This window comes from Xanthomonas sp. BRIP62415, from assembly GCF_003993515.1.
In the GTDB taxonomy this organism is placed as follows: domain Bacteria; phylum Pseudomonadota; class Gammaproteobacteria; order Xanthomonadales; family Xanthomonadaceae; genus Xanthomonas; species Xanthomonas euroxanthea.
In genome coordinates this window covers 260,196-276,896 of sequence record NZ_QEZH01000029.1, presented here as the reverse complement: position 1 = coordinate 276,896, position 16,701 = coordinate 260,196, and the positions used below count along the sequence as shown (strand labels likewise).

Annotated in this window: 15 protein-coding genes; 5 read left to right on the top strand and 10 right to left on the bottom strand. The window is 65.2% G+C overall.

The window, feature by feature from the left end; all coding sequences use genetic code 11:
- Nucleotides 1-125: 125 nt before the first annotated feature.
- Nucleotides 126-716, bottom strand: coding sequence for a TetR/AcrR family transcriptional regulator (locus tag EO141_RS15430; RefSeq protein ID WP_127169599.1), 591 nt, complete (start codon nt 714-716; stop codon nt 126-128).
- A gap of 71 nt (nt 717-787) precedes the next feature.
- Here EO141_RS15430 and bdcA point away from each other — a divergent pair, with 71 nt between their 5' ends.
- The 4 genes from bdcA to EO141_RS15410 all read left to right on the top strand — a co-directional run bounded on the left by bdcA (nt 788) and on the right by EO141_RS15410 (nt 5,036).
- Entirely contained in the window at nt 788-1,501 is a 714-nt protein-coding gene (bdcA, locus tag EO141_RS15425; RefSeq protein ID WP_127169598.1) for an SDR family oxidoreductase, read from the top strand.
- A gap of 258 nt (nt 1,502-1,759) precedes the next feature.
- Nucleotides 1,760-2,623: a hypothetical protein gene (locus EO141_RS15420; RefSeq protein ID WP_127169597.1), complete on the top strand. Its 864-nt coding sequence runs from the start codon at nt 1,760-1,762 to the stop codon at nt 2,621-2,623.
- Between the two features lie 201 nt (nt 2,624-2,824).
- On the top strand, nt 2,825-3,688 hold the full coding sequence (locus EO141_RS15415; RefSeq protein WP_127169596.1) for a hypothetical protein: 864 nt from the start codon (nt 2,825-2,827) through the stop codon (nt 3,686-3,688).
- 25 nt (nt 3,689-3,713) lie between these two features.
- A complete protein-coding gene (locus EO141_RS15410; RefSeq protein ID WP_164739236.1) occupies nt 3,714-5,036 on the top strand; it encodes an XVIPCD domain-containing protein in 1,323 nt (440 codons plus the stop codon).
- 69 nt (nt 5,037-5,105) lie between these two features.
- Here the strand turns inward: EO141_RS15410 and EO141_RS15405 are convergent, their stop codons facing one another.
- The 9 genes from EO141_RS15405 to EO141_RS15365 all read right to left on the bottom strand — a co-directional run bounded on the left by EO141_RS15405 (nt 5,106) and on the right by EO141_RS15365 (nt 16,049).
- Nucleotides 5,106-7,769 (bottom strand): M1 family metallopeptidase, encoded by a 2,664-nt coding sequence (locus EO141_RS15405; protein ID WP_127169595.1) that lies wholly within the window; start codon nt 7,767-7,769, stop codon nt 5,106-5,108.
- Nucleotides 7,770-7,943: 174 nt separating this feature from the next.
- Nucleotides 7,944-9,236, bottom strand: a complete 1,293-nt coding sequence (locus EO141_RS15400) for an adenylosuccinate synthase (RefSeq protein WP_046341959.1) — start codon at nt 9,234-9,236, stop codon at nt 7,944-7,946.
- A gap of 417 nt (nt 9,237-9,653) precedes the next feature.
- Complete coding sequence (locus EO141_RS15395; protein WP_127169594.1) at nt 9,654-9,839, bottom strand: DUF2065 family protein; 186 nt, start codon at nt 9,837-9,839, stop codon at nt 9,654-9,656.
- A gap of 492 nt (nt 9,840-10,331) precedes the next feature.
- Nucleotides 10,332-10,796: a transposase gene (locus EO141_RS15390; protein ID WP_119130910.1), complete on the bottom strand. Its 465-nt coding sequence runs from the start codon at nt 10,794-10,796 to the stop codon at nt 10,332-10,334.
- A gap of 241 nt (nt 10,797-11,037) precedes the next feature.
- Nucleotides 11,038-11,901, bottom strand: coding sequence for a protease modulator HflC (locus EO141_RS15385; protein ID WP_039523939.1), 864 nt, complete (start codon nt 11,899-11,901; stop codon nt 11,038-11,040).
- Complete coding sequence (gene hflK / locus EO141_RS15380) at nt 11,901-13,040, bottom strand: FtsH protease activity modulator HflK (protein ID WP_115676309.1); 1,140 nt, start codon at nt 13,038-13,040, stop codon at nt 11,901-11,903. The genes EO141_RS15385 and hflK overlap by 1 nt, the downstream gene beginning before the upstream one ends.
- A 587-nt stretch (nt 13,041-13,627) precedes the next feature.
- Nucleotides 13,628-14,014 (bottom strand): twitching motility response regulator PilH, encoded by a 387-nt coding sequence (pilH, locus tag EO141_RS15375; protein ID WP_115676308.1) that lies wholly within the window; start codon nt 14,012-14,014, stop codon nt 13,628-13,630.
- 527 nt (nt 14,015-14,541) lie between these two features.
- Complete coding sequence (locus EO141_RS15370) at nt 14,542-15,432, bottom strand: DnaJ C-terminal domain-containing protein (protein WP_115676307.1); 891 nt, start codon at nt 15,430-15,432, stop codon at nt 14,542-14,544.
- Nucleotides 15,433-15,572: 140 nt separating this feature from the next.
- Nucleotides 15,573-16,049 carry an Hsp20/alpha crystallin family protein gene (locus EO141_RS15365; RefSeq protein WP_104582350.1) on the bottom strand — a complete coding sequence of 159 codons (477 nt, stop codon included), beginning with the start codon at nt 16,047-16,049 and terminating at the stop codon, nt 15,573-15,575.
- 162 nt (nt 16,050-16,211) lie between these two features.
- Here EO141_RS15365 and EO141_RS15360 point away from each other — a divergent pair, with 162 nt between their 5' ends.
- On the top strand, nt 16,212-16,694 hold the full coding sequence (locus EO141_RS15360; RefSeq protein WP_127169593.1) for a peroxiredoxin: 483 nt from the start codon (nt 16,212-16,214) through the stop codon (nt 16,692-16,694).
- Nucleotides 16,695-16,701: the final 7 nt, after the last annotated feature.

Here is a 16,701-nt window from a genome sequence, read left to right as displayed (position 1 = left end):
GTCAAGCTCTTGCAGCTTTGCCAGCCACTGCTCCACCGTCGCCGATTATCACGTCAGTGGGCATGCTGGCACGCAGGTGAGTCCACAGTAGAACGCCCCCTGCCCCCCGCAACCAAGCACTCAGCCTATCCGCGCAGCGCCGCCCGAATCCCCTCCCCCGCCAACCGCGCGCTCGCCAGCAGACGCTCCAGGCTCTGCCCATGCCGGGCGCTGGCGGACAGCCCGGCCATGGTGGTGCTGACGAAATCCGCCAGCCGGTCTGCGTCGTGCGGGCAGTGTTTGGCGATGTGGGAGCGGATCAGCTCCTGGGCGGCGACATGAAAGCCGCAGGCCGCCTCGCGCGCCTGCGCGTCGTTGCTGCGCGTGCCTTCCAGCACCAGGCAGCCGGTGGCGGCGGGGTCTGCGGCGTAGCAGCGGGCGGCCTGCTCCAGTACGTCGGCCAGGGCGTCGGCCAGCGGGCGGCTGGCGTCCAGAATCTGCGGCAGCGGGATGGCCCCGGTCTGCGCGTAGCGGTCGAGGATGCGCGCATACAGGCCGGCCTTGCTGCCGAAGGCGGCGTAGAAACTGGGCGGGTTGATGCCCATCGCCTGGGTGAGGTCGGCCACGCTCAGTGCGTCGTAGCCGCGCGCATGGAACAGCTGCTGCGCAGTGGCGACCGCTTGATCCGGGTCGAACGCCCGCGGCCGCCCGCGGGCCCGGGAGGTTTCTGTAGTCACTGTTACAAAATCCTTGACGGCAGACGAAATCTATTATGTATTACTCGCTACATTAATTGCGAGGTGAGTGCATGTCAGCGTTCAAAAACAAGTCGGTGTTGGTGCTCGGTGGCAGCCGGGGAATTGGGGCCGCCATCGTGCGGCGCTTCGTGGCCGAGGGCGCACGGGTGACGTTTACCTATGCAGGCTCCGCCGAGGCGGCGCAGCGCCTGGCCAGCGACACCGGCAGCACCGCGGTGCTGGCCGACAGCGCCGACCGCGATGCGGTCATCGACACGGTGCGCCGCAGCGGGCCGCTGGATGTGCTGGTGGTCAACTCCGGCATCGCCTTGTTCGGTGATTCGCTGGACCAGGATCCGGACGCAGTGGACCGGCTGTTCCGCATCAACGTGCACGCGCCCTACCACGCCGCCGTGGAGGCAGCGCGGCAGATGCCGCCCGGCGGGCGGATCATCGTGATCGGCTCGGTCAACGGCGACCGCATGCCGCTGCCCGGCATGGCGTCCTACGCGCTGAGCAAATCCGCGCTGCAAGGGCTGGCGCGCGGGCTGGCCCGCGACTTCGGGCCGCGTGGCATCACCATCAACGTGGTGCAACCGGGCCCGATTGATACCGACGCCAACCCGGAAAACGGGCCGATGAAAGACCTGATGCACAGCTTCATGGCAATCAAGCGCCACGGCCGCGCCGACGAAGTGGCCGGCATGGTGGCCTGGCTCGCCGGCCCGGAAGCAGGCTTTGTCACCGGGGCGATGCACACGATCGATGGTGCGTTTGGGGCGTGACGCGGCGACTTCTGCGTTGACCACGCTGCAACTCGACACATAGTGCGATCGATGGCGGTAAACGTCCTTCTTCAGCACACATGGCGAACTGCCGTTGCACCGCCAGCATCTTGATTCACTGGCATCTCCTGCCGGCAGCGCGTGATCGCATTCCCATGCCATGCGGCGCATGGCATGGGTCATCGCAGGCCTGGCCCTTGCTGTCGCGCTGATCCCAGGTTGCCTATAGTTGCGGCGAACCCCGCAATGGATTGACCAATGCACATGATGTCATCCGGCCGGTGCCTGGCCCTTGCACTCGCCGTTGCTGTGACCGGCAGTGCCTGTGCACGGACGCCATCACCCGAACAGAAAAGGACTTCACCCATGCCAGACAACGTCACCACAGGCCGCACCATCAACGGGCACACCTATTCGGACGCGCCGGTTGACGTAAAGCTGGGGCCGAACACCTTCCGCATCCCCGCCAACTACCTGGACAGCCAGATCGCGCCATGGCCGGGCGAAGGCGTCACGCTTGTCATCGAGTGGCCAGACATGACCCCCACCCCGCCCGGGGCACGGGCCAACCCGCGTACGAATGATTTCCGCAAGGAAATCCATGCCTCGGTTGACTATGTCGACCGCGTCCCCATCGAGGCATTGCTGGCACGCTACTCATCCAACGAAGCAATTACCGAGCCTGATTCGGTCGAACGGGGTGATCCCGTCGACAGACTCGATCTGCGTATCGCACAGCCTGAAACACTCGGATTGACGCCCTATGCCATCGATGAAGAAAAGATGGCGGTGTACGTTAAAGCGTACGAAGCCCGCTACAGCAAACCTCCGACACGCAACCCTGCGTTTGAGGACGATTGGTATGTCGCGCGCGATTCCGGCGGCAATCTCACCACTTTCATCAAGTGCGATAGCGTCAAGTTTCGTAAGGACGGCATACGGCTTGAGGGCGACCAAGTCATTGACGAAGAAGAACCAGTTGTCGCCGGATGTACGCACTACCTTGTGGATGTCGAGAACAAACTATCCATCACGCTCAACTACCATCGCGCGTTTCTAAGGGACTGGAAACGTATGGAAAAAGCGATTCGGGACGTTTTGGCACGCACCAAAGTTGGGTGATCCACACTTTTGTCAACACGCATGGCCAGCTGCTGTTACATCGCCAAAAATCATGATCCACGCGTATGCTCCTGTTGGCCACAAGTGATCGCTCTCCCATTCTTCCGGGGTATTGCACACGCAATCGCTGGCTCGACCTTGGCTGTCGCGTTAATGCTGATTTGTCTATAGTTTGCGGCGAACCCCGCAATGGATTGACCAATGCACATGATGTCATCCGGCCGGTGCCTGGCCCTTGCACTCGCCGTTGCTGTGACCGGCAGTGCCTGTGCACGGACGTCATCACCCGAACAGAAAAGGACTTCCCCCATGCCAGACAACGTCACCACAGGCCGCACCATCAACGGGCACACCTATTCGGACGCTCCGGTTGACGTAAAGCTGGGGCCGAACACCTTCCGCATCCCCGCCAACTACCTGGACAGCCAAATCGCGCCATGGCCGGGCGAAGGCGTCACGCTTGTCATCGAGTGGCCAGGCATGACCCCCACCCCGCCCGGGGCACGGGCCAACCCGCGTACGAATGATTTCCGGAAAGAAATTTCAGTTCGGATCAACTACATCGACCGGGTTCCCATCGAGACATCTTTGGAGCGACACTCGTCCAATGAGGCAATTACCGAAGCCAATTCGGTGGAACGCCGAGATCCGAGGCAGCGCCTTGATCTCCGCCTTGCCCAGCAAGACACTTTGGGCCTGACGCCCTACGCAATAGACGAAGCGAAAATGCTGACGTACTCAAAAGAGTACGAGGACCGCTATGGAAAGCCGCCGATTCGCAACCCCGCCTACGAAGATGACTGGTACGTCGCCCGCGACTCAAGCGGTGGGCTCATCACCTTCATCAAGTGCGACAGCACAAAATTTCGTGGGGATGGCGTGCGGCTGGAGGGATCTGAGGTGGTACACGAAAAAGGCGCTGTTGCTGCAAGTTGTGTCCACTACTTCTCTGACATCGAGAACAAGCTTTCCATCACCCTGAACTATAAGCGCGCCTTCTTGAAAGACTGGAAACACATGGAAGACGCGGTACGGAACGTGCTGGCACGGACCAAGGTGAAGTGATCAGCGCGACTATCAGGAGCAGGACATGAGCGGATTGAGCGAGCAGGATCTGAAGATTCTTTCCAGCTACGCGGACGCGGGCAACCGCGAGCTGTACTGGAACTATCTTTCGCAACTAGATGGTTCAGATGGTTACGGGACGTTGGCGTTAGGCGTGGTGCGCAACGACAGCTTGCCTGGTCGGGTCGCAAATAGTTACGCACAGGATTACGCCAGGACCCAACACGACAACGGCTCGCGTTTTGCCAACGCTGAATTGAGCGAGAGGCAATGGGAAGCATTTGGGCAAACCCTGCTCAAAAAGGATCTTGAAGTCAGACGATACTGGATGAGCGAACACCGCCCGGACCTTGCGCAGAACTTGCCAGGTGCTGACGTCATGCTGGCACACGACCAAGCTTTCCTGGACCATGAGCTCGACCCCAACTGCTGGACCCCACGCGTCCTCCTGCAAGCCGCCCTGGAAAAAAGCGGCCCCCAGAAGCTGGAACAGATCTGGACCAGCATGCTCGACAACGAGTACGTCGGCGCCACTCGCATCAGCAATACCGGCTACGAGACCTTTGCCCAGATGGGACTGGCGGCCGGCAGCCAGTACCTGGCCAAGCTCGGCACCACCGAGGCGATCCAGATGCTGGAGGGCCGCTCCGCCGTCGACCCAAATGTCATCGGCAGCAACAGCTTCTACGCGATGTACTTCGAGAAAGAACAGAAGTGGGTGAACGTCAGCGCTGGCGGCGGGCATCTGTCCATGCGCGAAGAAACCAATGCCGGCCGTATCGCCGAACTCGATGATGCCCGCGCCGTGCGCCTGGAGCGGCAGCAGAAAGCCACGCAGTTCCACGAAGACGACCCGTACCGCTCCATCACCCGCAGCCCGTTCACGGCGTCGGCCGACGGCCTGCCGGATCGGACGCAGGCGCCCACCAAACTGACCGATATCGGCCCTGATCACCGGGACTACGCACTGCTGCAGCAGGTGCGTGCGGGTGTAAGCGCGATCGATGCGCAAGCCGGGCGCACGCCGGACGAGAGCAGCGAGCGTCTCATCGCCAGCGTGATGACCCTCGCCCGCCAGAACAACCTGGACCGGGCCGACCATGTGGTGCTGAGCCAACAGACCGCCGACAGCCCGGCCGGCCGCCACGTGTTTGTGGTGCAGGGCGAGTTGAACAACCCGGCGCACCTGCGCGCCCATATGCCGACCGATGTGGCCGTGCAGACGCCGGTGGCGCAGTCGCTGCAGCAGCTGGAGGTGGCCAGTACCGACCGCCAGCAGGCGTTGGCGCAGAGCCAGCAGCAGGAGGCGGACCGGCAGCGCGAGAGTGCGTCGATGCGCATGGGATAAAGCCGGCAGCGCGGCAAAGAAAAGCCCGGCAAGGCCGGGCTGTTTCCTGTGCTGCGATGGCCGCAACGCTCAGCGCTTGCGTGCCTTCAACCACGCCTTGATCTGCGGCAGCGAGGCCGCCCGCAGCTTCACCCGCGTCTGGATCGTGTTGATGGCGTTGTCTGCGGCCTGCCGCGAGGTCGGCGCGATGTACTGCTCGGCATAGGCCTTGATCCGGTCGGCGGTGGCAAGCTCGGCCGAGTCGATGCCCAGGCCGGGGTAGTAGCGGGCGCGCGAGGTGGAGTCCACCAGTGTGTCCACCTGCGTGCGATGCGCCACGGCGAAATCGAAGGCAAGCTCCGGATGCTGGGAGGCGACCCGGTCGATCATGCTTGCGCCGGTGGTGGCGCCCGGCTCTGGTGTCAACGCCAGTGCCAGCGCGCGCTTGGCCAGCGCCTCGTCGATGGGCATGGAGAGGAAATCGTAATAGGCGTCGCGCACCATCGCCGAGGTTTCCTGCTTGGCCAAGGCATGCAGGGCGTCCCAGGTGGCGGTGTCGGCATTGCGCGCAACCGCGCCCAGCACGCTGTCACGCAGCTCCGGCGACAGCGATGCGGGAGTGGCCTGGAAAGCGGCAAAGCGCCTGCGCGCCTCGGCGATCACGGCGGCATCGCCCATGTCGCTGAGGCTGGCGATCAGGCGGGTACGCAACTGCTGGATCTGCGCCGAGTCGCCATCGCGGTTGTCCCAACCCAGCGTTGCGAATTCGGCCGACAGGCGCGGCACTGCATAGGCACGCCACGCGGCGCGCCCTGCCGGGTCATGCTCGAAGCTGCCATCCACACCATCGTAGATGCCGGCCACCATGTCCCAGACGTCGGGCGATGCGCCGACTGCCACCTGTGCGGTGAGATCCAAGACATCGGCCTCTGTCTGCATGCCCGCGTCGGCCAGTGCGTCGGTGTCGTTCAACACGCCCAATTGATCCACCACCGGCAGCGCGCCAAACCTGCTGGTCAGCGCCTTGAACTGTGCGGGCGCATACAAGGTGCGGAAGTAGCCTTTTTGCCCGGCGTTGACCACCACCGGTGCGTCGCAGCTCGGCACCTGCACCTGGGCGGTGCCGTCTACCAGCACACGTACCGGCGTGGCGTCGCCGCTGCGCACGACCACCGGCACATGCCAGCGCAACGGCTGCTTGTCGGGGCGGTCCAGCGTCAACTCGCCCTGCTCCAGCGTCACCGTGGTCTGGCCACCCACGCAGCGGGTGCTGGCCTTGATCAACGGCACGCCCGGCTGCAGGGTGAAATCGTGTGCCACCTGGGTGAATTGCTTGCCCGGGGCCACGGCGTCGATCTGCTGCCACAACTGGTCGGTCACCGCATTGCCGTACTGATGCTGCTTGATGTAACTGCGCACGCCGTCGCGCCAGTGATCCGAGCCGACATAGTCTTCCAGCATGGCAATCACTGCCTCCCCCTTGGCGTAGGTGATGGCGTCGAAGGCCTGGCTGGCCTGCTCCACGGTGGCCACGTGCTGCACCACCGGGTGGGTGGTCACATACGCATCGCGCCGCATGGCCAGGCGGCTCTTCTTGGCCGGACCGGTCTTGTCGATGTCCCATTCCGGATGCAGTTTTGCCGTGGTGCGCGCTTCCATCCAGTTGGCGAAGCCTTCGTTGAGCCACAGGTCATCCCACCACGCCATGGTCACCAGATTGCCGAACCACTGGTGCGCGATCTCGTGCGCGGCGACGGTGGACACGCCTTGCTTGGTATCGATGTTGGCCACCGCCGGATCCAGCAACAACGAGTATTCGAACGTGAAGATCGCGCCCCAGTTTTCCATGGCGCTGAAGAACTGGCTGCGCCCGGGCGCGGCGATGTTGTCCAGCTTGGGCAGCGGGTATGGGATGCCGAAGTAGGCGTTGTACTCGTGCAACACATCGCGGCCGGATTCCAGCGCGAATTGCGCTTGACCCACCTTGCCCTTCTGCGCGATGACACCGATCTCGGTGCCATTGTCGGCGGTGACGGTGGCGCGCTCGAAATCGCCCACGCTGACGAACAGCAGGTACGTGGACATCTTGGGCGAGGTCTGGAACGCGATGCGGGTGCGCCCGTTTGCGCCCGGCCGCGACGAGGCCACCGGCATGTTGCTCACCGCCATCTGCCCGGCCGGCGCATTGATCGCCAGGTCGAAAGTGGCCTTGAAGTTGGGCTCGTCCCAGGAAGGAATGAAGCGGCGCGCATCGGAGTTTTCGAACTGGGTGAACAACGCGCGGCGCGCACCTTGCGCGGTGGTGTAATCCAGCGCGAACAAGCCATTGGCCTGCGTGTTGATCACGCCGCTGTAATCGATGGACAGCACGTACTCGCCCGCTGCCAGCGACTTGCCGAACGCGAACGTGGCGGTCTGCGCCTCGGCATCGGTGCTGATCTTGGCCGATTGCGGCTTGCCGCCTTTTTGCGTGAGCGTGCCGCGCGCGAAGCTCAAGCTGGCCGCTTGCAACACGATCTGGTCGGTGGGCTGCAGCACACTGATATCGATGGCGACCTTGCCGTCGAAGCGCATCTTGTCAGCATGCGGAGTGATCTCCACTGCGTAGTGCGTGGGCTTGGCTGTGCGCGGCAACTGGGTGGTGATGGACGAAGCCTCGGCGCTCGGCGGCACCGGCGCAGCTGCGAAGGCGGAGACAGCCGGGCTTGTACCGACCAGGGCCAGTGCGATGGCGGTCACCAGGGGAAGACGCATGGGAGATTCTCGATGGGGACGAAGTGGGCACGCAACGGCGCCAGACCGCGGATGATCCGCCGGAACCGGGCACGCAGGCACCGCCAAAAGTCATGCCAAATCTCAGTAATCCTCAAACGCCAACGGCCCGGACAAGCCGGGCCGTTGGACGATGCCGCGATAGGCCTCAGCCGATCAGGCGAACGGGTCCTGCAGCACCATCGTGTGGTCACGGTCCGGGCCGGTGGAGACGATGCTGATCGGGCAGCCGGCCAGTTCTTCCAGCGCGCGCAGGTAGGCACGTGCGGCCACTGGCAGCTTGTCCCACTCGGTGATGCCGTGGGTGTTCTCGGTCCAGCCCGGGAACTCCAGGTACACCGGGGTGCACTCTTCCCAGCCCTGCGCGTCCAGCGGGGCGTATTCGGTGCGCTTGCCGCGGTATTCGTACGCGATGCAGACCTTGAGCTTTTCCATGCCATCGAGCACGTCGAGCTTGGTGATGCACAGGCCGGAGATGCCGTTGATAGCCACCGCACGCTTGAGCGCGACGATGTCCATCCAGCCGCAGCGACGCGGGCGGCCGGTGGAGGCGCCGTACTCGGCGCCGCGGTCGCGGATGCCCTGCCCCACTGCGTCGTCCAGCTCGGTCGGGAACGGGCCGCCGCCCACACGCGTGGCGTAGGCCTTGGCGATGCCCAGCACGTAGTCGATGGCGTCAGCGCCCACGCCGGTCCCGGCCAGTGCGCCGCCGACGGTGGTGTTGGAGCTGGTGACGTACGGATAGGTGCCGTGGTCGATGTCCAGCAGCGCGCCCTGCGCGCCTTCGAACAGCACGCGTTTGCCCTGCTTGCGCAGGTCGTGCAGGATGCCGGCCACGTCCGACTTCATCGGCTGCACGTAGTCGCCGAAGGCCAGTGCCTCGTCGAAGGTCTTCTGGAAGTCCACCGCTTCCACGCCCAGGTACTTGGTCAGCACGAAGTTGTGATAGTCCAGCGCGGTGCGCAGCAGCTCTTCCAGCTGCGGCGGGTAGTGCAGGTCGGCGATGCGGATACCGCGACGGGCCACCTTGTCTTCGTATGCCGGGCCGATGCCGCGGCCGGTGGTGCCGATGGCCTTGCCGCCGGCGGCCTTCTCGCGCGCCTGGTCCAGGGCGATGTGGTACGGCATGATCAACGGCGCGGCCGGGGAGATCTTCAGGCGCGAGCGCACTTCCACACCGGCGCCTTCAAGCTCGCTGATCTCCTTGATCAGCGCGGCCGGGGAGATCACCACGCCATTGCCGATCAGGCACAGCGCGTCGTCGCGCAGGATGCCGGACGGAATCAGGTGCAAGACGGTCTTCTTGCCATTGATGACGAGCGTGTGGCCGGCGTTGTGGCCACCCTGGAAGCGGACCACCGCACCGATCTCTTCGGTGAGCAGATCGACGATCTTGCCTTTGCCTTCATCGCCCCACTGGGCACCGAGCACGACAACTGACTGACCCATGACGGGTGAACTCCTGAGTTTTGCTGCGGCCATCGGGGCCGCGGGATGGGACCGGTTCACGGCTGGCGGCGTCGCCTGGCGCGCGGCTCCATCGGGGAGCCTTGCAGCGGCGCGTAAAGCCCTGACACGGAAAAAGCCGAACGAGGTGCCCTGTGTGAGCGTGCCCGGCCGGCTTTTGTGCATTATCCGGGTTTCCGGTGACGTGCACTACCCCCGGCGAACGGCGGATCGGGGGGCTCGTCGGATTGCCGCTGGCCATCGGTTGCGCGGTGCTCCGGGCCCTGCCGGCCCCTCGCAATCCCAAGCCCCCATCGCGGGTCGTAGGAGCGCACCCGGGCGCGACTGCTTCACCGATAAGGCCTGTCGCGCCCAGGTGCGCTCCTACGCTGCCCGTTGCGGTCGGAATGGACCACCCACTCAGTGACGCACGATCCACAGCGCGATCGCGCCCAGCACCAGGGTCATACCGCCGATGGCACGCAGTTGGGCCGTGGGCAGGCTGAACAGTTGCTCGACCATCCGCTTCCAGGCGGCGGGCGCGGCGAACAGCAGCAGGCCTTCGATGACGGCGATCAGGCACAACGCGGACAGGAACTCGTGCATCAGCAACACCAGGACAACGTGGGAGTTGCAGTGTGCCCGGTTCGGCAGCCCGCCACGCCTCACCGTAGGAGCGCACCTGGGCGCGACGGGCATTGCCGGTAAAAGCAGTCGCGCCCGGGTGCGCTCCTACATGGCGAGGTGGCGTGCCTCGCGAGATCTGCAGATCGCCGACGCACGATCATTCGATCCACGAAAGGCACCGGATCAACATCCCGACACGCCGCACCTCGTAGGAGCGCACCTGGGCGCGACAGGCATTGCCGGCAAAGCAGTCGCGCCCGGGTGCGCTCCTACGCGGCGAGGTGGCGTGCCTCGCGCGATCTGCAGATCGCCCGCACGATCATTCGATCCACGAAAGGCACCGGATCAACATCCCGACACGCCGCACCTCGTAGGAGCGCACCTGGGCGCGACAGGCATTGCCGGTAAAGCAGTCGCGCCCGGGTGCGCTCCTACGAGGATGCCGGGGTTTGGATGCGCATTGATCACCTCTCAAAGCCAGATTGCGTCCCAGAACGGGTAATCGCCCACGCGGCTGACCAGCCCGGCACGGAGGGGATTGGCGATGAGGTAGCGCGCGGCTGCGTGCAGGTCCTCGTCCTTGCGCAACGCGTGGTCGTGGTAGCTGCGGCTCCAGACCGGTGCGTGATGCTGGCGCTGATCGTTCACCGCGCGCGCTGCACACGCTTTCATGCATGAGACGGCGTTGGCCAACCCGGTGGTGCTTCCAAGCTGCAACAACCAATGCACATGATCCGGCATCAATACCCAGGCCAGCAGCCTGGCGTCGGAGGGCGTTGCCGCGGTGAACGCGCGGCAGGCCGCTGCGGCCAGCAGCACATCTGCGAACACAGGGCGACGCTGCCATGTCGTGGTGGTCAGCAGGTAAGCGCTGTTGGGCGAAGACTGCCTGCCACGGCGCAGCGCGCGATGCCCGGGAGTGTCGATGTTGGCCATGGCACGATGCTGACGGCCTTGGACCACGCGAGATATCGGCGGTTGCCGCGTTCTGCGCTAGGGATCCATGTGGCGGCTGACTGTCAGAGGCAATCAGCGGGGTCGGCCGGCAAGGCCTGTCGCGCCCGGGTGCGCTCCTACGGTTGGGCGCGCGTCTGCCTGCCCGGCAGTGAGAGGCACATACGACAACGCCCGCGTTAGGCGGGCGTTGGCGTTTCAAGGCATGGCGATCAGCCAGCGATCAACGATCGCTCTTGAGGTATTGCAGGAACGGGTCGTTCTTGTCCAGCACCACCACGCCGTTGCCGTCGGTCATGGAGCCGCGGTACGCCTCCAGGCTGCGATAGAACGCGTAGAACGACGGATCCTTGGCACCGGCCTGGCCGTAGATGCGGGCGGCGTCGGCATCGCCTTCGCCGCGCAGCTTCTGCGCATCGCGCTCGGCGTCGGCCACGATCACGGTGGACTCGCGGTCGGCCTGGGCGCGGATGGTCAGGGCCTGCTCTTCGCCTTCGGCACGCAGCTTGCTGGCTTCCTGCTTGCGCTGGGCGCGCATGCGCTCGTAGACGTCGGTGATCACCTGGCTGTCGGTCGGCAGGTCGATCTGCTTGATGCGCAGGTCGGTGATCTGCATCCCTAAGCCCTTGATGGCGCCGTTGATGCCCTTGAGCTGGTTGGCGATCAATTCGCTGCGGTCGCCGGAGACCAGCTGCTGCAGGGTGCGCGAGTTGATCTGGTTGCGCAGCGAGTCGGTGATGATCGGGGCCAGGCGCGAATTGGCGACCGACTCCTCACCACCGGTGGCGCGATAGAACGCCCGCACGTCGGAGATGTAGCCGATGGCGAAGAAGTCCACGCTGACGTCTTTCTGCTCGGCGGTGAAGTAGCGCGCCGGGGCGGTGTCCAGCACCTGGAAGCGGCGATCGAACACGCGCACCGATTCCACCACCGGGATCTTGAAGTGCAGGCCGGGCTTGAGGTCGGCGCGCACCACACGGCCCAGGTTGAGCACCATGGCGGTCTGGTCCTCGCGCACCACGAACACCGAGCCCATCAGGGTCAGCAACACGGCGACGATCAGGCCGATGACTAGCGAATTCTTCATTATTCGGTTCCCTCACGGCCGGTCGGGCGCGGACCGCGCTCCGGATTGCGGATGCCCTCGCTGCCGCCACTGGTTTGCGGCGGATTCAACAGCACATCCTGCGGCACCATCGACGGCATGCCGCTGTTACCCGTAGTGCCGCTGTTGCTGGCGGACTTGCCGGCGTCGGCCGGCAACGGCACGTAGATGACCTGGCGGCCATCGCTGCCGATCACCTTGCGGTTCTCCGACAGCACCTTCTGCACGGTTTCCAGCCACAGGCGCTTGCGCGTGACCTCGGGCGCGTTGGCGTATTGCTCCTGCAACAGCGTGAAGCGATCGGCGTCGCCCTCGGCCTTGGAGATCACCGCCTGCTTGTAGCCTTCGGCGCCGGTGCGGGTGCGCGCACCCTGGCCGCGTGCCTCGGGCACCACCTTGGCGGCGTAGGCCTGGGCTTCGTTGATCAGGCGCTCGCGCACCTGCTGGGCACCGTTGACCTCGTCGAAGGCCGGCTTCACTTCTTCCGGCGGGCGGGCGTCGGGCAGGGTCACGCCGGTGACGGCCAGGCCGGTGTTGTAGGCGTCCAGTGCCGCCTGCAGGCGATCCTTGGAGGCAATGGCCAGCGGGCCACGGTTGTTGAGCACGGTATTGAGGTCGGAACGGCCGACCTGCTCACGCACGGCACTCTGCGCGGCCTGCTCCAGCACCAGATCGGCATTGCGCGAACCGAACAGGTACTTGCGCGGGTCGCTGATCTGGTACTGCACGTTGAGCGAGACGTTGACGATGTTCTCGTCGCGGGTCAGCACCGGCACCTGGTTGCTGAAGGTCTTGATCTCGGTGGCGTTGACCTTGCGCACCGACTCGACCGGCCAGGGCAGCTTGAAGTTCGGGCCGGGCTGCAGGATGCGCGAGAACTGGCCGAAGCGCAGCACCACGCCGCGCTGCTGTTCGCCGATGAGCTGGAAGCTGGAGAACAGCACCATCAGCACCACCGCGACCAGGATCCAGCGCCCCACGCCACCATCGAACAGCTCTTTCAACGGGGCGGGCAGATTGCCCCAGCCACCACCGTTGCCACCACCGCGCGGGCCCCAGGACCTGCGACGGTTGGGGTCCGGGCCGTCTCCGCCCTTGTTGCCGGGTGTGTTCCAGGCCATGCACGCTCCATGATCGAGGGGCTGTGCGGGCCAGTCCCGCAGTGCCGCCGTGTTGTTTGATTCGCTGATTCTACTAGATGGGGCAGACCGACCGTTTTGAAAGGCCCCAATTGGTGCGTCCCGGTTTAGCCGCTGGGGTGAATCGAGCCGATGGCCGGGTTCGCAGACGGGGAAGGACACGGTGTCAGCGCGATCTGGGGGCAAGCACCGGGCGCGCGTTCTGGAGTTGGCCAATGGGGATCACGCCGAGACTGGACGCGGACCCGGCCTGCGATGCGCTGCACGATGACGCCGACGACATCGTGCTGCTCGCTGACGCGTGGCCATTGTCAGTCGACCGATCCGGCGTCTGGCCTGGCTGGATAGCCCAGGGTCGCGGTCAGGCCAAGCAACCGCTGCGCTTTGCCGACCCCGGGTTGCGGCGCAGGATGCCGCCGATGGCAGGCGGGCATCGGTGTCCAAACGGCACTGGCGGCGCAGCTGACGTTGGCATCAGCGCTGAGGGGCATGCGGCTGGGGCGATGCTGCGCTGGCACGACGCAGTCCGGAACGCGTCCGCCAACCCTGCTTCCCCCTCGTCGCCGCACTCACGCCATCGGCGGTTCGTCTTTCTGGTTGAACACGCGCTCCATCACTTCCAGCAACTCGTCTTCGGAGAACGGCTTGGTGATGTAGGCGCGTGCGCCCTGGCGCATGCCCCACATGCGATCGGTGTCCTGGTCCTTGGTGGTCACCAGGATCACCGGGATGTGCTGGGTGGTCGGCTCGCGCTTGAGCGTGCGGGTGGCCTGGAAGCCGTTGAGGTTGGGCATCACCACATCCATCAGCACCAGATCCGGGAGTGACGACTTGGCCGCTTCCACGCCGGCGGCACCATCGGTTGCAGTGATGGTCTCGTGCCCCAGCTTCTCGACGATGCGCTGAATCCCCAGCAGCTGCGACGGCGAGTCGTCGACGATCAGAATGCGTGCCATGTGTTTCCCCTAGTGTGCGCGGCGAGTGTAGTGCGCCGGCCGCGCTTGCGGTAGCTGGGCCAGACGGTGCGCCCGGCGATGCCGTTACGAGGCGTGATCCGGTGGCGCGGCGCGATTGCCCCAGCCAATGCGTACTACGTTGGGCAGGGCGCAGCTGGATGCAACAACGTCGCAGCAGGCCACTCGCCCACGTATTACGTGCATGCTGCCCTGCCCTCAATCCCTCATCGATACGAGGGGGGACGACGGGTCCCTTCTCCCATCGGGAGAGGAGGGCGTACAGCGCCGGATGAGGGGACGGCGGCGATTCAACCGCGCAGATCGACGTTCACCATTACACCCTGCCCACCGAGCCCTTACCCCAATCCCTAGACGAAGAAGGACGATTGCTCCCTTCTCCCATCGGGAGAAGGGGGCGCACAGCGCCGGACGAGGGACCGCGGCGATTCAACCGCGCAGATCGACGTTCACTGGCGCACCACCTGCCTGCCGACCCCCCATCCATTTTCCGCGTCACCCCACGCCGCCTACACCGACTCGCCGAACGCCTTGGCCAGGTTGCGGTAGGCCTTCTTCTGCGCATCGTCGGTGGGGGCCGGGGCCAGGATTTCCAGCTCCACGATCTGGTCGCCCGGGGTGGCGCCCGGCAGGCCGCGGCCGCGCAGGCGTAGCTTGCGGCCGGCGTCGGAGTCGGCCGGCACCTTCAATTCCACCGCCCCGCCCAGGGTCGGCACGCTGATCGTGGTGCCCAGTGCCGCCTGCCAGGGCATGACCTGCAAGGTGTACAGGATGTTGCGCCCGTCCACCTCGAACTGCGGGTGCGCGGCGTATTCGATCTCCAGCAGCAGGTTGCCGCCGCCATTGCCCTGCCCGCTCAGGCGGATCACCTGTCCAGGCTGCACACCCTTGGGCACGCGCACGTCCAGCTGCTTGCCGTTGATGGTGATGCGCACGCTGTCGCCCGCATACACCGCTTCCAACGGCACCGCCAGCTTGGCGCGGGTATCGCCGCGCGCCTGCGGCCCTGCGCCGGCACCAGCCCCCGGGCCGCGCGGACGGCCGCCGCGCTGGCCGGCAAACAGGCTTTCGAAGAAATCGCTGAAGCCGCCACCGGCGCCGCCATTGCCGAACACTTCCTCGAAGTCGTAGCCCTGCCCGCCGCCGTAGCTGGGCGGGGCCTGGAACTCGTCGCCCGGGCGGAAGCCCTGTGCCTTGAGCTGGTCGTAGGCCTTGCGCTTGGCCGGGTCGCGCAGCGCCTCGTAGGCTTCGTTGATGGCCTTGAACTTGTCTTCGGCGCCGGCTTCCTTGCTGACGTCGGGGTGGTACTTGCGCGCGAGCCGGCGGTAGGCGGTCTTGATTTCCGCATCGCCTGCGCTGGGCTCCACGCCCAGCGTTGCGTAGTAATCCTTGAATTCCATCTAATCACCTCTGAAAAAAACGGCCCGCAGCCGAGGCCACGAGCCAGTCATATCGCAGCCGGGCGGGCAACCGCACCTATTCTACGGTGCGGTTGCCGCCGGGAAGCGAAGCAGGCCGCTTCGCTCCAGGTTTTGCGGTCTTACTGCACCGTGCCGCCGCTGGTGTCCTGGCCGGTGCCGACCTGGATGCGGCGCGGGGTGGCCGCCGGGCGCTTGGGGATGCGGATTTCCAGCACGCCGTTATGGCCGGCGGCGGTGATGCCGTCGGGGTCGGCACTGTCGGGCAGCGCGAAGCGGCGGTGGAAGCTGCCGTAACGGCGCTCGATGCGCGAGAAACGCTCGGTCTCGGTGCTGGACTCGCTGTTGCGCTCGCCCTTGATCGACAGGATGCCCTTGTCCATCTGCACCTCGATCTGGCTGGGGTCGATGCCCGGCAGGTCGGCATACAGCACAAAGTGGTTGGGCTCTTCCTTGATGTCCACGCGTGGCACCCACTGCGCGGTCACCACCGCCGATTCGTCGGTGTCGCCGTTGTGCTCGAAGAAACGGTCGAACACGTGCTTGATCTCGTTTTGCAGCGCGTGGGTGGGCCACTGGGGATAACGAACGATGTTCATTGCGAGCCTCCAAAAGGTTGGGTGAGGGGCCGGCTGCCGCGGCGTGCGCACGTTGCGCCGGCCATGTGCGTCAGATAGGCGTGCGGCTGCGGATTTCAAGCGCGTTGACGCGCTTTTCCCCTGCCCCTTTCTAGAATTCGTTCAGCCACAGGAGCCCGCCCCATGACCATCCACGTTGGTGACCGCATTCCCGAAGTCGTGCTCAAGCGCCTGCGTGAGGGCATCGAGGCGGTCGACACCCACAGCCTGTTCGCGGGGCGCAAGGTGCTGCTGTTCGCGGTACCGGGCGCCTTCACCCCGACCTGCTCGGCCAAGCACCTGCCCGGTTATGTGGAGCACTTCGATGAATTCCGTAAACGCGGCATCGAAGTGCTGTGCACCGCGGTCAACGACCCGTTCGTGATGCAGGCCTGGGGCCGCAGCCAGCTGATTCCCGACGGCCTGCACCTGCTGCCCGACGGCAACGCCGAACTGGCCCGCGCGCTGGGCCTGGAGATCGACGCCAGCGGCTCGGGCATGGGCCTGCGCTCGCGCCGCTACGCGCTGTATGCCGACGATGCCGTGGTCAAGGCCTTGTTTGTCGAAGAACCTGGCGAATTCAGGGTGTCTGCCGCCGATTACGTGCTGCAGCACCTACCCGATTGATGCATTG